This window comes from Shinella sp., from assembly GCF_049651085.1.
GTDB lineage: Bacteria > Pseudomonadota > Alphaproteobacteria > Rhizobiales > Rhizobiaceae > Shinella.
The window spans coordinates 33664-51650 of record NZ_JBASBL010000017.1 but is presented as its reverse complement, the minus strand read 5'-3'; the positions used below and the strand labels follow the sequence as shown (position 1 = coordinate 51650).

Annotated in this window: 15 protein-coding genes and 1 pseudogene; 4 read left to right on the top strand and 12 right to left on the bottom strand. The window is 63.7% G+C overall.

Annotation, left to right across the window (positions count from 1 at the left end; translation table 11 throughout):
- The 8 genes from hemH to WA950_RS10050 all read right to left on the bottom strand — a co-directional run.
- Positions 1 to 616, bottom strand: a 616-nt coding sequence (gene hemH / locus WA950_RS10085) for a ferrochelatase (RefSeq protein WP_424551578.1), incomplete at its 3' end; no start/stop codon positions are given.
- Positions 617 to 748: 132 nt separating this feature from the next.
- Positions 749 to 2644, bottom strand: coding sequence for a 5'-nucleotidase C-terminal domain-containing protein (locus WA950_RS10080; protein WP_424551573.1), 1896 nt, complete (start codon positions 2642 to 2644; stop codon positions 749 to 751).
- 199 nt (positions 2645 to 2843) lie between these two features.
- Positions 2844 to 3215 carry an outer membrane lipoprotein Omp10 gene (gene omp10, locus WA950_RS10075; protein WP_424551572.1) on the bottom strand — a complete coding sequence of 124 codons (372 nt, stop codon included), beginning with the start codon at positions 3213 to 3215 and terminating at the stop codon, positions 2844 to 2846.
- Positions 3216 to 3446: 231 nt separating this feature from the next.
- Positions 3447 to 4898, bottom strand: a complete 1452-nt coding sequence (locus WA950_RS10070; protein ID WP_424551571.1) for a homospermidine synthase — start codon at positions 4896 to 4898, stop codon at positions 3447 to 3449.
- 124 nt (positions 4899 to 5022) lie between these two features.
- Complete coding sequence (locus WA950_RS10065; protein WP_424551570.1) at positions 5023 to 5916, bottom strand: heme-dependent oxidative N-demethylase family protein; 894 nt, start codon at positions 5914 to 5916, stop codon at positions 5023 to 5025.
- Positions 5913 to 6530, bottom strand: coding sequence for an aminotransferase class IV family protein (locus WA950_RS10060; protein ID WP_424551569.1), 618 nt, complete (start codon positions 6528 to 6530; stop codon positions 5913 to 5915). Before WA950_RS10060 ends, WA950_RS10065 begins: the two co-directional genes overlap by 4 nt.
- Positions 6515 to 7672: an aminodeoxychorismate synthase component I gene (locus WA950_RS10055; RefSeq protein ID WP_424551568.1), complete on the bottom strand. Its 1158-nt coding sequence runs from the start codon at positions 7670 to 7672 to the stop codon at positions 6515 to 6517. Before WA950_RS10055 ends, WA950_RS10060 begins: the two co-directional genes overlap by 16 nt.
- Positions 7673 to 7720: 48 nt before the next feature.
- Positions 7721 to 9568, bottom strand: coding sequence for a M3 family oligoendopeptidase (locus WA950_RS10050; RefSeq protein ID WP_424551567.1), 1848 nt, complete (start codon positions 9566 to 9568; stop codon positions 7721 to 7723).
- Between the two features lie 167 nt (positions 9569 to 9735).
- Between WA950_RS10050 and WA950_RS10045 the strand changes: the two genes are divergently transcribed.
- On the top strand, positions 9736 to 11268 hold the full coding sequence (locus WA950_RS10045) for a sigma-54-dependent transcriptional regulator (protein WP_424551566.1): 1533 nt from the start codon (positions 9736 to 9738) through the stop codon (positions 11266 to 11268).
- Positions 11269 to 11464: 196 nt separating this feature from the next.
- A complete protein-coding gene (locus tag WA950_RS10040; protein ID WP_424551577.1) occupies positions 11465 to 13228 on the top strand; it encodes a DUF882 domain-containing protein in 1764 nt (587 codons plus the stop codon).
- 79 nt (positions 13229 to 13307) lie between these two features.
- Here WA950_RS10040 and WA950_RS10035 read toward each other — a convergent pair whose 3' ends face one another.
- From WA950_RS10035 to WA950_RS10025, 3 genes are all read right to left on the bottom strand, one after another.
- Positions 13308 to 13574 (bottom strand): DUF2312 domain-containing protein, encoded by a 267-nt coding sequence (locus WA950_RS10035; protein WP_424551565.1) that lies wholly within the window; start codon positions 13572 to 13574, stop codon positions 13308 to 13310.
- A 113-nt stretch (positions 13575 to 13687) separates the two neighbouring features.
- Positions 13688 to 13993, bottom strand: a complete 306-nt coding sequence (locus tag WA950_RS10030; protein WP_424551564.1) for a DUF1244 domain-containing protein — start codon at positions 13991 to 13993, stop codon at positions 13688 to 13690.
- Positions 13994 to 14010: 17 nt separating this feature from the next.
- The gene (locus WA950_RS10025) at positions 14011 to 14799 is read right to left on the bottom strand and encodes an N-formylglutamate amidohydrolase (protein ID WP_424551563.1); all 789 of its coding nucleotides are present in this window, start codon (positions 14797 to 14799) and stop codon (positions 14011 to 14013) included.
- 295 nt (positions 14800 to 15094) lie between these two features.
- Here WA950_RS10025 and WA950_RS10020 point away from each other — a divergent pair.
- Together WA950_RS10020 and pyk are read left to right on the top strand one after the other, a co-directional pair.
- A pseudogene (locus WA950_RS10020) lies at positions 15095 to 15472 on the top strand (DUF1036 domain-containing protein); the annotation flags it as partial.
- A complete protein-coding gene (gene pyk, locus WA950_RS10015) occupies positions 15472 to 16911 on the top strand; it encodes a pyruvate kinase (protein ID WP_424551562.1) in 1440 nt (479 codons plus the stop codon). The pseudogene WA950_RS10020 and the gene pyk, both read left to right, overlap by 1 nt.
- 5 nt (positions 16912 to 16916) lie before the next feature.
- Here the strand turns inward: pyk and WA950_RS10010 are convergent, their stop codons facing one another.
- Positions 16917 to 17924: an alpha/beta fold hydrolase gene (locus tag WA950_RS10010; RefSeq protein WP_424551576.1), complete on the bottom strand. Its 1008-nt coding sequence runs from the start codon at positions 17922 to 17924 to the stop codon at positions 16917 to 16919.
- Between the last annotated feature and the right edge of the window lie 63 nt (positions 17925 to 17987).

Below are 17987 nucleotides of genomic sequence, written 5' to 3'. Positions count from 1 at the left end.
GCTCCGGCTCCCAGTCGAGCGTCGCAAGGTGCTTTTCGATGGAGACGGCGAGCGCATCGATATAGGCCGGGTCGTCGTGATAGGGCGGCACGGTGCGCAGCGCCGGCTGCCAGCGCATCTTGAGCAGCGTCTCGAACGCCTTGTCGTTGACGGTCGCCGTCGTTGCGGCTGCATATTGCGGATAGAGCGGGAAGACGAGGATGCGCTCACAGCCCTGCTTTTGCAGATGTTCCATGCGCGATGCGATGGACGGCTGGCCGTAGCGCATGGCCCAGTCGACGACGACCTCGGAATGGTCCTCAAGCGCCGTTGCCATCAGTTCGGCCTGGCTGCGCGTATAGGTGCGCAGGTAGCTCTCGTTCCGGTCCTTGTTCCAGATCGTCTCATAGGCCTTGCCGACCTTGCCGGGGCGGGTGTTGAGCACGATGCCAAACAGGATCGGATACCAGGCGATGCGCGGCCATTCGATCACGCGCTTGTCGGTCAGGAATTCCCGCAGGTAGCGGCGCATCGAGGTGTAGTCCGTGCCATCAGGCGTGCCGAGATTGACGAGGAGCACACCGACCTTGCCATGCTTGACGGGCGGATGGGCGGTGGGCTTGGCAATGTCCTGCATGATGGTGCGATCCTGTACGTTGTCGTTCATTCTTCTTCTGCGCGGCGGGGCCGGTCCGTTCAGAATGGTTCTAAAAAGAAATGCCGGCCCGGGAAAGCCCGGACCGGCATAAAAAGTGGAGACAAATTGTCCTTATTTGGCCGGGATCGACAGCTCCGTGCCGATATGCAGCGTGCGCGGACGCGGATTGCCATTGGCTGCTGCAATCTTGCGCCACAGCGTGCCGTCGCCATAGGCGGCCTTGGCCAGGTCCCAGAGCGTGTCGCCGCGGGCGATGACATGCTTGCCGCCAGCCGTTGCCGCGGACTCGGATGCGGTGGTGGTGGCCGCCACTTCGCCGGCGGCGGCAGCGCCATCGACCGACTTCGCGTCCGTCTGCGTCGTTGCAGCGTCGGCTGTCGCCGGGGTCTGCGTGGATGCCGCTGCGGCGACCTCGGTGATGCGGCCGTCCGTATAGGGCTTGTAGGGGCGGTTGGCGGCGAGATAGTCGGCGACGACCAGCTCGAGGTTCGGACCGAAATCGTAGGCGTTCATGCCGGACTTGGCGAAGATCGAATAACCGTCGCCCCCGGCGCGCAGGTAGTTGTTGGAAACGACGCCATAGGTCTTGGCCGGATCGAGCGGCACGAAGGCTTCGCCCTCCTTGACCTCGACGGAGACGACGCGGCTGCCTGCCGGCTTCGACTTGTCGAAGGAATACTTCATGCCGGAAACCTGCGGGAAGCGCCCCGCGCCTTCCTCGATCTGGCCGAGGCCGTTTTCAAGCGCGGCGATGAGGTCCGAGCCCTTGAGCTGGAAGGTCGCTACGGTGTTCTGGAAGGGCAGGACGGAGATGACCTCGCCCATCGAAACCGGGCCGCCATCGATCGACGAACGCAGGCCGCCGCCATTGGTGATGGCAATGGTCATGCCCTGGTCCCTGGTGCGGTCAAGGATGGCGTCCGTCACGAGGTTGCCCATGGCGCATTCGGCGGCGCGGCATACCTCGCGCGAGCCGTCGATCGGCTCTGCGCTTTCGGCGACGATCTTGTTCTTCAGCTCATCGATCGGGCCGGCAAGCTCCTTGATCCGGGCAAGGACGGCCTCGTCCGGCTTGATGGAGGAATCGATCAGGATCGGCTCGCCGGAGGCTTCCTTCACCGCGCCCGCATCGTCGAAGACGACCTTCAGATTGCCGAGATACTTCGAATAGGCGCCCGCCTGCACGACCGGCACCTTGTAGCCGCCGGGATTGTCGACCAGCGTCGGGTAGGGGCCTTCCGCCTTGTCCGAGGTGTTGGAAAGGAACGTGTTGGTATGGCCGCCGACCACCACGTCCACATCCGGGATCTTGGCGATGGCGGCGAGGTCGCGCGGATAGCCCACATGGGTCAGCGCGATGATCTTGTCGACGCCCGCTTTCTTCAATTCGCCGACGGCCGCGGTGATGTCTGCGACGTCATTGCCGATCAGCACGTTCGGGCCGGGGGAGGAGAGTTCCGCCGTGTCGTTCGCAACGGCCCCGACGATGCCGATCTTCTGGCCGCCCTGCTCGATCACGATGAAGGGCTTGATGCGGTCGCCGAGCTTCGAGCTTGCGCCGGCTGCGACATTGGCGGTGACGACCGGGAACTGGACCTTGTCGAGGAAGGTGGCAAGACCGTCCTCGCTGTCGTCGAATTCATGGTTGCCGACGGTCATGGCGTCGAACTTCATGAGGTTGAGGAATTCGGCTTCCACCGCGCCCTTGTAGGTCGTGTAGAAGAGCGAGCCCTGGAAATTGTCGCCGGCATTGAGGAGCAGCACGTTCTTGCCGGTGAGCGCCTGGCGCTGGGCATCGATCGCTGCCTTGAGGCGCGCGACGCCGCCGAAGCACTCGCCTTTGCCTTCCTCCTCCGTGGAGCAGGTCGAATCGAACTTGTTGATCGCCTCGATGCGTGAATGCAGGTCGTTGATATGCAGGATGTTCAGTTCGTAATCCGCAAGCGCAGAGCCGCTGGAGAGTACGATAAGGGAGGCGGCCAGAAGGCCGGATCGGATAATCGTCATGGACTGTTCTCCTCGTTTGCCCCGCGACCGACCGCCTGGGAGGGGCTGCCTCTTCCCATAGACCGGAAACATGACAGCCGGCTGGCGGATGTTTTCATCGCTTGCCGGCAACTTCAAGAGAAAACAGGGGCGTGGCAGCGTGGCCATGCGCCGAAACGAAAAAAGGGCCTTGCGGCCCTTTTTGGATATCTGCCCTGGCTCAGGCGCGGCGGGAAAGCGAAAACTGTGCGCCTTCGGCCGTGGTGCAGTTGAGCTGGCTCTGGCTGACGAGCGCGCAATTGACCTTGGACTGGGTGTTGCGCACCAGCGAGGTCATGTTGATCTCGACCAGCGTCGGGGAGTTTTTCACATAGGTGCCCGACGCCAGGAGCTGGTTCGTGTCGGTCGTGCGCGTCGTGAACGTGCCGGCCGAGAAGGTCGAGACGATGCCGTTCGGATCCACCCAGGCGCCTTCCACCCCGGTCGGCATGGGCCGCTGGGCCGTCGGCATGTCGCGCGGTGCGCGCTCGGTCTGGCAGGAGGCGAGCGCGGCGGCGGCGGCGAGCAGGCTCAGGACTGTGATCGGCTTCATATGGTTCTCCCAAGGTCACGGCGGCGCAAACCACCCGTCCGGTTCGGCAGAACATGCCGTGAAGACAGGTCGAAAGCAAGATACGCGGCGGGGCGAATGAGTATTATCCCATTGAAAGCGAAGACGCCCGCGGCTTGGCGCGGGCGTTCGAGAAGGCTGAAAAGTCGAGCGGACCTCTCCTCTGTCATGCTCGGCGGGCCTGCCATGACAGAGGACGGTGTCGCGGGTGGTTCAGCGAACCAGGATATTCTTGAACTGCCACGGATCCTTCGTGTCGAGGTCTTCCGGGAAGAGGCCCGGGCGGCCGTCGAGCGGGGTCCAGTCGGTGTAGTGGCCTTCGACCGGGCCGAGATAGGGCATCTGCACTTCGAGGCAGCGCTTGTAGTCGATCTCGTCCGTATCGACGATGCCGGCCTTCGGGTTTTCGAGCGCCCAGACCATGCCGGAGAGCACGGCGGAGGTCACCTGCATGCCGGTTGCGTTCTGGTAGGGAGCGATGCGGCGGGTTTCCTCCAGCGACAGGCGCGAACCGTACCAGTAGGCATTCTTGTCGTGGCCATAGAGCAGAACGCCGAGTTCATCGACGCCGTCGACCAGTTCCTTCTCGTCGAGCACATGCAGGACAGGCTGCTGATGGCCGCCATTGCCGAACATTTCATGCAGCGACAGGACGGCGTCATTGCACGGATGGTAGGCATAGTGGCAGGTCGGGCGGTAAGTGACGTCGCCGTTCTTGTCGCGCACCGTGAAGAAGTCGGCGATCGAGATCGCCTCGTTGTGGGTGACGAGGAAGCCGTATTGCGGGCCGGGCGTCGGGCACCAGGAGCGAACGCGCGTATTGGCGCCCGGCTGTTCCAGGTAAATGGCCGCCTTGCAGCCCTTCTTGTGCTTCTTGGCGTTCTTCGGCATCCAGTTTTCATGGGTGCCCCAGCCGAGTTCGGCAGGCTGTAGGCCCTCCGAGATGAAGCCCTCGACAGACCAGGTATTCCAGAAGGTGTTGAACGGCTTCGGGTTCTTGGTGCGCTGGGTATCGCGCTCGGCGATGTGCACGCCCTTGACGCCGGCCTTCTTCATCAGCTTGGCCCAGCCTTCGCGGTCGTCCTGCGCAGGCTCTTCGAATTTCAGTTCGAGATCGTTGGCAAGATTGAGCAGCGCCTGCTTGACGAACCAGGAGACCATGCCGGGATTTGCGCCGCAGGTGGAAATGGCCGTCGTGCCGCCCGGGCTCTTTTCCTTCTCCTTGCGCACGGTTTCGCGCAGGGCGTAGTTCGTGCGGTCGGCATTCTTCATGTCCTTGTCGAAATAGAAGCCGAGCCAGGGCTCGACGACGGTATCGATATAGAGCACGTCGAGCTTGCGGCACAGCTTGATCAGGTCGAGCGAGCCGGTATCGACGGAGAGGTTGACGCAGAAAGCCTGGCCTTCGCCTTCCTTGAGGAGCGGCTTCAGCAGGTCCTTGTAGTTGTCCTTGGTGACATGCGCCTTGATGTGGCGCACGCCATGACGGGCATAGATTTCGGCGTCGGCCTCGTCTTCGCGCGGCTCGATGACGATCAGCCTGTTCCGGTCATATTTGAAGTGGCGCTCGATCAGCGGCAGCGTGCCGCGCCCGATGGATCCGAAGCCGATCATCACGATCGGGCCGGTAATTTCGCCATAAACCGGATAGGTGCTGTCTGCCATTTGGTTCTCCTGCGGACGGCCGCTTTGCGCAAAACAGGACCCTCGAAGGTCCTGCCATGCTAAGCGCTAGATCACAGATTTCTGTCACAATAAAGGGAGGCGGAAGTTTTCTGCGGCGGTATATTTAACCGGCTGCGACCGCCCGCAATTCAGCCACGAGTGCTGCCCTTTTCTCGACAAGTCCCTTGTATTGCGCCTGCGGCAGCGTCAGCGTTTCGAGCTGGTCGGCGAAGACAGCGGCGACCTTTGCCGCATCGGGCAGGGTGCGCACGGCGGCGAGCGGATCGGTGTAGATGCGGATGGTGAAGAGGATGTCGCCGGAGACGGGCAATTTGCGCAGTGTCTGGCGCTCGACGCGGGCGAAGGTGGTTTCGAGCGACAGTCGGTGGCCTTGCGGCAATGCGCCATGCGCCTTGGAGGCCGGATAGTGCAGGTCGGCATCCGGATTGATCGACCAGTTGAAGCGGAAGACGGGCTGTTCGACCTTGAGATTGTCGAACATGCGGTTGATCAGCTGGGCGTTGCGCGTGCCCTCGCCGAATTCCGGCACGGGGGCATGGATATCCTCCATCCGGCGGCCGAACTTTTCGGCAAGCGACCAGGAGGAGGGGAAGGCGACGTAACCCGCAACGAGCCGCCAGCCGCTATCGTCGCGGCGCATCAGCACGAGGTCTTCCTGAACCAGCGCGCCGGCGGTGACGAGCGGCGCTTCGCCGCTGTCGAGTTCGATGCTGCGCGCGCCGACCGAGATGGCCGAACCCTTGCGGCTGTAGCGGTCGGGGTGGCGCTGCGCCAGATGGTCGGAAAGAAGGTCCAGGACTTCCCGTTGTGCGGCGCGCGTGCCCTCTTCCTCGACGAAGACGGCGTCGCGGTGGTGGGCGATCAGCCGGTCCTTTTCGAGAAGGTAGCGTTCCATCTCGCCGTCCGGTTCGATCCAGCGGTCCGGGTCGAGCGGGCCGAGGCCGATGGTGAAGAGGCGGGCGGAACCGTCATAGGGCGTATAGGCCGGCTGTTTCATGCACGTTCGCTCCGGATCAGTCCGCGCAGGGAATTGCCCATCAGGATCGCGCCGCGATCGAGGTCTTGCGGGCGCAGGACCTGTTCGACGGCTTTGCCCGTTTCGAGCAGTTCCTCGCGCAGCACGCCGGCAAGCAGGCCGGAGGTAAGCGGCGGTGTCTTCAGCACGCCGGTGCCGTCATCGAGGAAGAGCGAGGTGATGGTGCCCTCGCACAGTTCGCCGCGCTCGTTGAGGAGGATCACTTCGTCGGCCTCGCTCGCCGGGAATTCGGCACGCGCCGCGCCGTAGGCATCGCGGCGGGAAGTCTTGTGGCGCAGCAGCGGATCGGCCGAGAAAAGGGGCGTGGCCGCTAGCTTCACCCGCCATGTCGCGTCGGGGGCGAGCGGGGTGAAGGGGGCCGTCTGCACGTCAAGACGCCCGCCCGCGAACAGCTCGAGACGCACGCGCAGCGGCGTCTGTTGCGGCAGGGCTGCGGACAAGGCGGCCCTTGCCGCATCGGCTCCCGGCAATCCCAGCGCGGACGCCGAGCGCGCCAGCCGCGCCAGATGCCGCTCCAGTCGGACGAAGCCGACGGCCGGCTCCCAGCGCAGGGTCTCGATCAGCGAGAGATCCATTGATCCCCCACGGCAAAGCGCGCCTTCAGCAGGCATTCCTCATATTCGGATTCGGCGGTGGAATCGAAGACGATGCCGCCGCCGACATTGAAGACGGCATCGCCGTCTTCGAAGAGCGAGATGGTCCGGATCGCCACGTTGAAGCGCATCGTGCCGTCGGGCGCGATGAAGCCGATGGCGCCGCAATAGGCGTCGCGCGGGCCGTTCTCCAGGTCGTGCAGGATTTCCATGGCGCGCATTTTCGGTGCGCCGGTGATCGAGCCGCAGGGGAAGAGGGCGGAGAAGATATCGCGGATCGACAGGCCGGGCAGGAGCTTTGCCCGCACATGGCTGACCATCTGGTGCACGGTCGGATAGGTCTCGACGGCGAAGAGCTTGGGCACATGCAGCGTGCCGACTTCGGTGATGCGCGAGATGTCGTTGCGCAGGAGATCGACGATCATGCGGTTTTCCGCCTGCGACTTCGGATCTGCCTGCATGGCGGCGATGATCCGCTCGTCCTCCGCCGCATTGGCGCCGCGCGGCGCGGTGCCCTTCATCGGATGCGTCTCGATCCAGCCGTCGCTGTCGATGTCGAAGAAGAGTTCCGGCGAGCGGGAAAGAAGCTGCGGCCCGTCGAGCGAGACGAAGGCGCCGTAGTGCACCGGCTGGCGCTCGATCAACGACCAGAAGGCGGCGAGCGGATCGCCGTTCCAGCGGGCGCGGATCGGCATGGTGAGGTTCGCCTGATAACAGTCGCCCTGCCGCAGGTGCTGGTGCAGGCGATCGAAGCGGCTGCGGTAGGTCTCGAAATCCCAATGGGCTTGCGGCTCGGTCAGGAACGGCTCGTTCTCGACGCGCTGGCGCACGCTTGAAAGCGGATGGCCGTCCGCCGGCTTCTCGAAGATGCCGAAGCTCATCAGCGGCGTCGGACGGTTCTCCACCGCAAGCGGGGCGAGTTTCTCCTCGAAGAGATGGCCGGCTTCGTAGCTCATGAAGCCGGCGATCCAGTGGCCCTTCGCATGGGCAGCCTGCAAGGCCGCGAAAGCCGGCTCGAAACCGGCGTGCTCGCGCACGGTGACGACCGCGATCGGGTCGGCGAAAACCACCGTCCGGTCCTCACGGTCGTCCCTGAGGAGCACAAAGCGTTCGCGGTCGGTCATGCTGACGTCTGGCTTTCCCTGGAATTGCGTAAACAAACGATTCTGAGATCAGGCCCTATCAAGCGCTTCCAGTTCGTCGATCAGCCCCTCGATCATCGACAGTCCCTTGCTCCAGAACGACGGATCGGTCGCGTCGAGGCCGAACGGCTTCAGAAGCTCGGAATGGTGCTTTGTGCCGCCGGCCTTGAGCAGGTCGAAATACTTCGTCTGGAAACCGGTCTCTGCCTGCTGGTAGACGGCGTAGAGCGAATTCACCAGGCAATCGCCGAAGGCATAGGCATAGACGTAGAAGGGCGAGTGGATGAAGTGCGGGATATAGGCCCAGTAGGTCTCGTAGCCCTCGGAAATCCGGATCGCGGGGCCGAGGCTTTCACCCTGTACGGAGAGCCAGAGCTCGCCGATCTGGTCGCTGGTTAGTTCTCCTTCCTTGCGGGCGGTGTGCACCTTGCGCTCGAATTCGTAGAAGGCGATCTGGCGCACGACCGTGTTGATCATGTCCTCGACCTTCTGGGCCAGCATCGCCTTGCGCTCGCGCTTGTCCCTGGTCTTGTCGAGCAGGCTGCGGAAGGTCAGCATCTCGCCGAAGACGGAGGCGGTCTCGGCCAGCGTCAGCGGCGTGGAGGCCATGAGCGCGCCCTGGCCGCCGGCCAGCACCTGATGCACGCCGTGGCCAAGCTCGTGGGCGAGGGTCATCACGTCCCGCGGCTTGCCCATGTAGTTGACCAGCACATAGGGGTGGGCGGAGGGCACGGTCGGATGGGCGAAGGCGCCCGGCGCCTTGCCCGGGCGCACCGGCGCGTCGATCCAGCCCTTGTCGAAGAAATCCCTGGCGATGTCTGCCATTTCCGGCGCGAAGGCGCTGTAGGCGGAGAGCACGGTGTCGCGAGCCTCGTCCCAGGAGATCGCCGCGTTCGGCGTCTCGGGAAGGGGCGCATTGCGATCCCAGAACTCCATCTGCTCCATTCCGAGCCACTTTGCCTTCATCGCATAGTAGCGGTGCGACAGGCGCGGATAGGCGTCGCGCACGGCGCTGGCCAGCGCTGCGACCACTTCCGGCTCGACGCGATTGGCCAGATGGCGGCTGTCGGCGATGTCGGCAAAGCCGCGCCAGCGGTCGGCGATTTCCTTGTCCTTGGCGAGCGTGTTGGTGATCAGCGTGAAGGTACGGATATTCTCCTTGAAGGTCGCTGCAAGCGCCTGCGCTGCCTTGCGGCGCGCCTCGCCATCGGGCGACTGGAGCTGGTTGAGGGTGACTTCCAGCGGCAGCGCCTCGCCGTCGATCGTGAAGCGCAGCGACGCCATCGTCTCGTCGAACAGACGGTTCCAGGCGGCCGCGCCCGTCATCGACTTTTCGAGGAAGAGCTGTTCCGTCCTGTCGTCGAGCTGGTAAGGCTTGTCCTTGCGCAGGTCCTCGATCCAGGGGCGATAGTGTGCAGCAAGCGCATCATTGGTGAGGGCAACCTCGATGCGCTCGTCAGCTATCCTGTTGAGCTCAAGGGAGAAAAACAGAAGGTGCGCGCCAAGATCGGTGAGCTTCGACTGGGCGTCGCCATAGAACTTGCCGTTGGCCGGGTCGGTCGTGTTGGTGAAATAGGTGAGGCCGGCAAACGAGATGATGCGGCCCATCAGGTCTTCCAGCGCCTCGAATTCGCGCACCGCCGTGCCGATGCCGTCGTCACCGGTCTTGCCGGCCGCCGCGTCCAGCTTGCCCTTCCATTTCGCCTCGAACGCAAGCGCGCCGGCCTCTGCCGCCTTCATGTCGTTCTGGAATTCGGGCGAGGCAGGTGCGGGATAGAGATCGCCGAGGTTCCAGCCGGGAAGGTCGCCCAGCTCGGCGGCAGCGGCTGCGTCGGCCGGTGCGAAGTCGATGCGGGGTTCATGGAAAATTCGGGCCATCTTCTATCTCTCTTGCTGGTGGGCAGATCGGGTTCATTGCTTGCGTCGGCGATGGTTAAAATGCAAGCCTTTCTCAAAACGGCATGTTCAACCCTTTCTGCCAAGTTCCGCTGGTGTCCAGTTTCCCTAGGGCGTGCATGACGCATGCCTTCGGCAAGGAGGTTCCAGTGACGGCCCATATTCTTGTCATCGATGACGATCCTGTCCAGCGCAGGCTTTTGAAGAACATGATCGAGCGCTCCGGCTATGTCGCCCATATGGCGGAAAACGGCCGTGCGGGCCTCGACCTGCTCGACCGCAAGGGCGGTCTGATCAATGTGATCCTGCTCGACCTCATGATGCCGGAAATGAACGGCTCGGCCTTCCTCGAGGCGCTCGCCGAACGCGAGAACACCATTCCGGTGATCGTGCAGACGGGGCAGGGCGGCATCGAGACGGTGGTGATGGCCATGCGGGCCGGCGCCTTCGATTTCGTGGTGAAGCCGGTTTCGCCCGAGCGCCTCAATGCGGCGGTCAGCAATGCGCTGAAGGTGGATCAGCGGGAAGGGCGCAGCCGCAGCGGCCGCCGCCACCGCACCGAGACCGTGCATTTCGATGACATCGTTTCGGCAAGCCCCGAAATGCTGCGCGTCATCGAGCTTGGGCGTCGCGCCGCGCAGTCGAACATTCCGGTGGTGCTGGAAGGCGAATCGGGTGTCGGCAAGGAAATGGTGGCGCGCGCCGTCCAGGCGGGAAGTGACCGGGCGCACAAGCCCTTCGTCACCGTCAACTGCGGCGCCATTCCGCACAATCTGGTCGAAAGCATCCTCTTCGGCCACGAGAAGGGCGCCTTCACCGGCGCGACGGAACGCCATACCGGCAAGTTCATGGAGGCCGATGGCGGTACGCTCTTCCTCGACGAGATCGGCGACCTGCCGCTCGAGGTGCAGGTGAAGCTGCTGCGCGCCGTGCAGCAGGGCGAGATCGAGACGATCGGCGCACGCTTCCCGCAGAAGGTCAATGTGCGCCTCATTTCGGCGACCAACCGCGACCTCATCAACGAGGTGCGCGAGGGGCGTTTCCGCGAAGACCTCTACTATCGCCTGAATGTCTTCCCGATCACCATTCCGGCGCTGCGCAAGCGCAAGGAGGACGTGCCGGTTCTGGTGCGCGCCTTCGTGCAGCGCTTTGCCGGCGAGCAGAAGCTGGCCCGTCCGCTCGGCGTTTCGGCCGGCGCGATGGCGCTGCTGACGGCCTATGACTGGCCGGGCAACATCCGCCAACTCGAAAACGCCATCTTCCGTGCGGTCGTGCTGTCTGAAGGGGCAGAGCTGACGGCGGCCGATTTCCCGCAGATCGCGGCGCAGGTGCCCGGCTACGGCCTTGCCGAGGACGGCGCCGTCACCTGGGACGCGGTGGAGCTGCGCTCCGCCGAGCCGGCATCCGAATCCCGCCTGCCGAATGTCTATCCGGATTTCCGGCCGAGCGAATCGGTCGACACTGCTTCCGGCCCCGACAATGCGATTTCCAGCATCGACAAGGGCGGCAACGTGCGCAAACTTGCCGATGTGGAAGAGGAACTCATTCGTTTTGCCCTGAAATTCTATCATGGCCAGATGAGTCAAGTTGCCCGCAAATTAGGCATCGGGCGCTCGACGCTCTATCGCAAACTCAAGGATTATGGCATCGATCCCGATGATCCGTTGAAGGAAGCTGCGTAAAAACATCTGAAATCCCGGTCACTTGGGATTTCTCAATTGCCGTTTATTCCCTGTTAGTGGATTGTTCACTATAACGGTTGCGCGAGGAAGAGTGTGGCGGATTTGCCATGCTCTCACCGCAATTGGCAGTCATCTGGGACAACGGACGGTCGTTGTCCCTTGGACGGGGAAAGAGTTGGCAAATTTGTTCGCATCGATGAAGCGCCAGGGGGCATCCCTGAGCCGCCTTTGCACAGCAGTGCTGCATAAACTGCCGAAGGCATTGTCCACGGCTGTGCTCTCTGCCGCCCTGATCCTGCCGACGGCAATCCCTGCTACGGTTCAGGCCGAGAGCGGCAACCGGACCCTCAAGCTCTATTTCATCCATACCAAGGAAAAGGCCGAGATCACCTTCAAGCGCAACGGGCGCTATGATCAGCGTGGTCTGAAGCAGGTCAACCAGTTTCTGCGCGACTGGCGCCGCAACGAGCCGACCAAGATGGACCCGCGCCTGCTGGATCTCGTCTGGGAAGTCTACCAGAAGGCTGGCGGCAAGGGTTATATCAACGTCGTTTCCGCCTATCGCTCGCCGGCGACGAACGGCATGTTGCGCTCGCGCTCCAAGGGCGTGGCCAAGAAAAGCCAGCATATGCTCGGCAAGGCGATGGACTTCTACATTCCCGGCGTCAAGCTTTCGACGCTGCGCGCCACCGCGATGAAATTCCAGGTTGGCGGCGTCGGCTACTACCCGACCTCCGGCTCGCCCTTCATCCATCTCGATATCGGCGGCGTGCGCGCCTGGCCGCGCATGAGCCGCCAGGAACTCGTCAGCCTGTTCCCGGACGGCAAGACCATGCACGTCCCGACCGACGGCAAGCCGTTGCCGGGCTACCAGCAGGCGGTTGCCGACTACAAGCGCCGCGTCGGCTCCAATACGATCGAAGTTGCCGGTGGCGGCTCGAGCCCGTCGGCATCCAAGCGCAAGGGCGGCTTCCTTACCGCGCTGTTCGGCGGTGGCGGCGACGAGGATGAAGAACCCGACATGATCGCCAGCAGCGCGACCATCGCGGACGATTTCGACGAGGGCAGGTCCGCCGGCGCAAAGGCGAAGGCCGTCCAGGAGAAAAGGCCCGCCGCGAGCGAGGCTGAAACCGAAATCGCCTTCACCGCGCCGGTTCCAGACAGCCGTCCTGCGTTCAAGACGACCGAGACGACCAGCGAACTTGCCCTTGTCGCACCGACGACGAGCGGTGCCGTTGCGGCCCTCGAGGCGGCCACGGCCGAAGGGCAGAAGCCTGAATTCGAGGACCTTGCGGCCTACAAGATTCCGCTTCCCGTGATGCTGGGCGCACGCACCAATCCTGGCGATGCCGTAGCGAACGAGATCATGACCGCGGAAGCCGCGAGCGAAGATGGCGAGGAACTGGCCATGGTGCCGGTGCCGGGCCTTCGTCCGCAGGTCGAGCTTGACCAGACGCAGACCGCACTGATGGCCGCTGCGGAAGCAAACGTGGCGATGCCTGCTGCGGCTGACCGTTCGGGCCTTGCCGCGCTTGCCGATCCGATGACGGATGAGGCGGCTGGCAGCCCGGTCGAAATGGCCGCGCTCGTCTCGATGAATAACAGCGGTGCGCTATCCGGCAGCAACGCCTTCGACGCCAAGCCGGCGGAAGAGGCGAGCACCAAGGGCGGCCGGCCGAAGAAGAAGGATGCCGATGCGGCGAACCGCGGGGCGATCCGCACCGAGCCGAAGCCGTCGCAGAAGATCCTCTCTCAATGGGCGCTTACGCAGGGCCGCGTTGCAACGCTCTCCAAGCCGGTCAAGGCGCCGCGCTTCGTCAGCCGCACGCTGCGCGCCGCTCCGACGGCCGTCTACCTTGCCGGCTTCCAGCCGGAGGGAAAGTCGATCGACACTGGCCGCTTCAGCGGCACCGCGGTGAACTTCATGGAAGTGCGCAAGTTCGAAACCGCCAGGAACTGAGCACGGGAAATGTCCCAGTAAAAAAGCCCGCCGGAGCGATCCGGCGGGCTTTTTCTTTGGGTGGTCCGGCGAAGACGGCTTATTCGGAGTCGGCCGGCAACTCGATCATGCCGAGGGCCTGCAGGTAGGTGTCGAGGATCGCTTCCTGCTCCATGCGCTCGTCCTTGTCCTGCTTGCGGATCTGGATGACCTTGCGCAGGATCTTGGTGTCGAAGCCGGTTCCCTTGGCCTCGCCATAGACGTCCTTGATGTCGTCGGCGATGGTTTTCTTTTCTTCCTCGAGGCGTTCGATCCGCTCGATGAATGCGCGAAGCTGGTCGCGTGCGACGCCGTGGGCATCCGACATGGTCTTCTCCTTGGATGGGCTAGAAATTCGAAGGGTGCCGTGACTTGCCGCGAACTTCCGGCAAGATCAAGGCCTATCACGCAGTCCTTGAGGATTTTCGCGCGGGAGCGGCGTCATTCCTTCGGGCGGTTGATTTCGAAGGCGGCCTTTTGCGAATCCGTCGCCTCGCGCTGGTAGCGCTCGCGCCATTCCTCATAGGGCATGCCGTAGACGATCTCGCGCGAGGCCTCCTTGTCGAGGGGGACGCCGGCCTCGTTGGCGGCGTCGCGATACCAGTTCGACAGGCAGTTACGGCAGAAGCCGGCAAGATTCATCAGGTCTATGTTCTGCACGTCGGTGCGCTCGCGAAGGTGCTCTACGAGGCGGCGGAATGCGGCCGCCTCGAATTCGGTCTGCTGCTCTTTGCTGAGGTCGGTCATCTTGCTTTCCTGCAATCTCAATAGGGCCCGGTGCGGGAGGGGTATATATGGTATGTGTGCAGGGCCTCGTCCGCGTTCAACCGGGATAAGATCGGCGCGAGGCGGTCGACCCAGCGGGCGATGCCGGCCTCGTTGCCGATTTCGTCCTGGCGGATTTCGATGAGGGCATGCGGGATGCCGGGCTTCATGCAATGACGGAACATGGTATCGCCGCGCAGCGCGCCGTCATAGGGTTCGTTGTCGCCCACGATGACATCGCCCGGGGCCGCCAGTTCCTTGAGCAGGGGCCGCACCGCGCGGGGATCGCGGTCCCACAGCACCGTCACCTGCCATGGCCGTGCGACACCCTTCCAGGCTGGCGTGAAGGAATGCATGGAGATGACGAGGGGCGCCTTGCCGGTCTTCGCCGCTGTGGTGGCGATCGTGCGGGACACGGCATCGTGATAGGGGCGATGGAAGGCTTCGAGCCGGTAATGCCATTCTTCGGGCGTGATCGGATGATTGCCTGGAACGATCGCGCCGTCGGAAATGCGCATGACGAGTGTCGGGTCGTCCTCACCGCGATTGGGGTCGATGAGGAGGCGGGAAAAGCGGCTCATGACGACCGGCGCGTTCAGCCGGCTGGACAGGCCGCGCACCACGCCCTCGACGCCGATGTCGTAGGCAATGTGTCGCTCGAAGGCGCTTTCCGGCAGTCCGAGGCGACCGTAGCGCTGCGGCAGGAGATTGGTTGCGTGATCCGCCAGGATGACAAGCCCGAGGCTCGCGTCGCCGTCAATGATTTCGAAAGAGGGATGATCCTGCATGCCCAATACCACATCTCCACCGTGCCCTGCGACTGATTACATGGGGCGATCCGGCCCGCAAGGCGGGAGGGCCCGGCTTGCCGGAAAGATTCCTACTCATTTTGTGAAAATGTAATCGATTAGTGTTGCGTTGACATTCCTGTCCCGGCGTCGCAAGAAAGCGCTTATTCAAATCAACGGAGTTCCATCGGAAGCCGTGAGAGCCAAGAGCCACAGCCCGTTTTTCCCGAAAGCCAGCGGCCTTTTGCAGGCCGGCCTTTTCACACTCGCGGGTTTCCTCGCCCTGTCCGTGCCGGACGAGGCGAAGGCCGATTTCCGCGTCTGCAACGGAACGCAGAACCTCGTCGGCGTCGCCATCGGTTACCGTGCCAAGGAAGGCTGGATGACCGAAGGCTGGTGGCAGGTGCCTGCCACGACCTGCGCCACGCTGATCGAGGGCGAACTGCAGTCGCGTTACTACTATCTATATGCCGAAGACGCCGCCCGTGGCGGACGCTGGACCGGCGACGTCAACATGTGCGTCGCCGAGAACGAGTTCAAGATCACCGGTGTGCAGGACTGCTTTGCACGCGGGTTCCAGCGCATGGGCTTCAAGGAATATGACACGGGCCGACAGGGAAGCTGGATGGTGCAGCTTTCCGATACGCCAGGGACTCAGGAAAGCCAGAATTGATGAGACGGAACAGAAAAGTCAAAATCCTCGCCACGCTCGGACCTGCATCGTCTGACGAGCAGATGATCCAAAAACTGCATGAGGCAGGGGCAGACCTGTTCCGCATCAACATGAGCCATGCCAGCCATGACGTGATGCGCACGCTGATCAGCCGCATCCGCGCCGTGGAAGCCCGCTGTGGCCGCCCGATCGGCATTCTGGCAGACCTTCAGGGTCCGAAGCTGCGCGTCGGCAAGTTCGCCAACGGCTCGGAAGAGCTGAAGCCCGGCCAGACCTTCACGCTCGACAACAAGGACGAGCCCGGCGACAACAAGCGCGTCTTCCTGCCGCATCCGGAAATCCTCGAAGCGGTCAAGCCCGGCCATCGCCTGCTGATCGACGATGGCAAGCTGCATCTGCGCGCCGAGAGCATCGACGGCAAGTCGATCGTCTGCACCGTCGTTTCCGGCACCAAGATCTCCGACCGCAAGGGCGTCAGCCTGCCCGACACGCTGCTCGGCGTTGGCGCGCTGACCGAGAAGGACCGTGTGGACCTCGATGCAGTGCTGGCGACCGGCAGCGTCGACTGGGTGGCGCTTTCCTTCATCCAGCGTCCGGAAGACCTTGCCGAAGTGCGCAAGGTCGCCCGCGGCCGCGTCGGCCTTATGTCGAAGATCGAGAAGCCGCAGGCCATCGAGCGTATCGAGGAAATCATCGAGCTTTCCGACGCACTGATGGTGGCGCGTGGCGACCTTGGTGTGGAAATGCCGCTGGAAGCCGTCCCCGGCTTGCAGAAGCAGCTCGTTCGCGCCTGCCGCCGCGCCGGCAAGCCGGTCGTCGTCGCGACCCAGATGCTGGAATCGATGATTTCCGCGCCGGTGCCGACGCGCGCCGAAGTGTCGGACGTCGCGACTGCCGTCTTTGAAGGCGCGGATGCCATCATGCTGTCCGCCGAATCCGCTTCGGGCGACTATCCGGTCGAAGCTGTCACCACCATGGCTTCCGTTGCCAGCAAGGTCGAGCGCGATCCGCTCTATCCGGGCATCATCTACGCCCAGCGCTCGACGCCGGAAGCGACCGGTGCCGACGCCATCTCGCTGGCTGCCCGCCAGATCGCCGAGACGCTGAAGCTGTCGGCCATCGTCTGTTACACCTCGTCGGGCACGACGGGCCTGCGCGCGGCGCGTGAGCGGCCGGATGTACCGGTTCTGGCGCTTTCGCCGGTCATCGAGACGGCACGCCGCCTCTCGGTCGTCTGGGGCCTGCACTGCGTCGTCACGGGTGATGCGACGGACCTCGACGACATGGTCAACCGTGCCTGCCGCATCGTGGTCAGCGAGGGCTTCGGCAATCCCGGCGACCGCATCATCATTTCGGCCGGCGTGCCGCTCGGAACGCCGGGCGCAACGAACATGCTGCGCATCGCCTATATCGGCGCCGACGGCGTCAGCGGCGTCTGATCGGTTTATTCGCTGTGATTATTCGCAAGGCGGGCTTCGGCCCGCCTTGCCGATTCCTGGAGGTTGCGATCCTTGCCGGCGATCTTTTCCAGCGCCTCGATGGCAAGGTCCGTCACGACGTAGTCCGGCTTGTGGCCGAGATGGCGGATCCAGACCAGTTCAGCCCCCCTTATGTCCCGCGCCAGTCCGCGCGAATGGATTTCTTCATAGACGACGCCGTCCGTGTCGCCGGTGACGATGACCGTCGGCGTGCGGATGCCGGCATATCGCGGCTGTATCCGGCGGACATAGTCCTGGAGATTGGCGACATCGGTGGCGTTGTTGCGGAAGGTCGCCGGGCGCAGCACGAGCGCCGGGGCCGTCGCCTCGATGTAGTCGCCCGGGCGCGGGTTCGGGGAGAAGATGAAGCGCGTGCCGCTGTCGATGCGTGAGAGGCCCGCAGGCAGCGCCACGATGCGGGTGAAGAGCCAGCCGATGACGGGCTGTTTCGCAAGGTCGTAGTACCAATCGATGCCGCCGGGCCAGGGATGGGTGGCGGGCGCCAGGAAGAGCAGGCCCGCCGTCTTTTCCGGATGCTCCAGCGCAAAGCTTGCGGCAATGGCGCCACCGAACGAATGGCCGACGATGATGGCCTTGTCGATGCCGCGCTTTTCCATCAGCCGGGCGATGGCGCGCGCCTGACCGTCCGGCAGGTCGTTCTCCGGCCCGCCGCGCTCCGAATAACCGTGGCCCGGCCGGTCGAGGAAGAGCAGGTCCGCGCGCCCTTTCAGCTTTGCGTGGAAGGCATGCATCTGGTCGCGCAGGTTGCCGCTTGCGCCATGGATGAAGACGACGGGCGGCAGGTCGGCATTTTCGCCGGCCGGCACGAATACGCTGCTCATGCGAAGGCCGCCGATCTCGATCAGTTCACCGGTGTTCGGATGTTGCCGTTCGAGGGCGCGCGCCTTCCATGCCGTGAAGACGTAGCCGGCGAGCGCCAGGGCGAGGGGAGCGGCAAGGAGAGTGATCAGCAAAGGGGGCAAGGATTGGTCCGGGCTTGACGGCAGCGAGCCGTGCTACGGGATCTGCGCCGGTGT

Coding starts and splice junctions, on each gene's coding strand:
- WA950_RS10080 (WP_424551573.1), bottom strand. CDS start 2,644: ATGACGATTATCCGATCCGGCCTTCTGGCCGCCTCCCTTATCGTACTC.
- omp10 (WP_424551572.1), bottom strand. CDS start 3,215: ATGAAGCCGATCACAGTCCTGAGCCTGCTCGCCGCCGCCGCCGCGCTC.
- WA950_RS10070 (WP_424551571.1), bottom strand. CDS start 4,898: ATGGCAGACAGCACCTATCCGGTTTATGGCGAAATTACCGGCCCGATC.
- WA950_RS10065 (WP_424551570.1), bottom strand. CDS start 5,916: ATGAAACAGCCGGCCTATACGCCCTATGACGGTTCCGCCCGCCTCTTC.
- WA950_RS10060 (WP_424551569.1), bottom strand. CDS start 6,530: ATGGATCTCTCGCTGATCGAGACCCTGCGCTGGGAGCCGGCCGTCGGC.
- WA950_RS10055 (WP_424551568.1), bottom strand. CDS start 7,672: ATGACCGACCGCGAACGCTTTGTGCTCCTCAGGGACGACCGTGAGGAC.
- WA950_RS10050 (WP_424551567.1), bottom strand. CDS start 9,568: ATGGCCCGAATTTTCCATGAACCCCGCATCGACTTCGCACCGGCCGAC.
- WA950_RS10040 (WP_424551577.1), top strand. CDS start 11,465: ATGAAGCGCCAGGGGGCATCCCTGAGCCGCCTTTGCACAGCAGTGCTG.
- WA950_RS10035 (WP_424551565.1), bottom strand. CDS start 13,574: ATGTCGGATGCCCACGGCGTCGCACGCGACCAGCTTCGCGCATTCATC.
- WA950_RS10030 (WP_424551564.1), bottom strand. CDS start 13,993: ATGACCGACCTCAGCAAAGAGCAGCAGACCGAATTCGAGGCGGCCGCA.
- WA950_RS10025 (WP_424551563.1), bottom strand. CDS start 14,799: ATGCAGGATCATCCCTCTTTCGAAATCATTGACGGCGACGCGAGCCTC.
- pyk (WP_424551562.1), top strand. CDS start 15,472: ATGAGACGGAACAGAAAAGTCAAAATCCTCGCCACGCTCGGACCTGCA.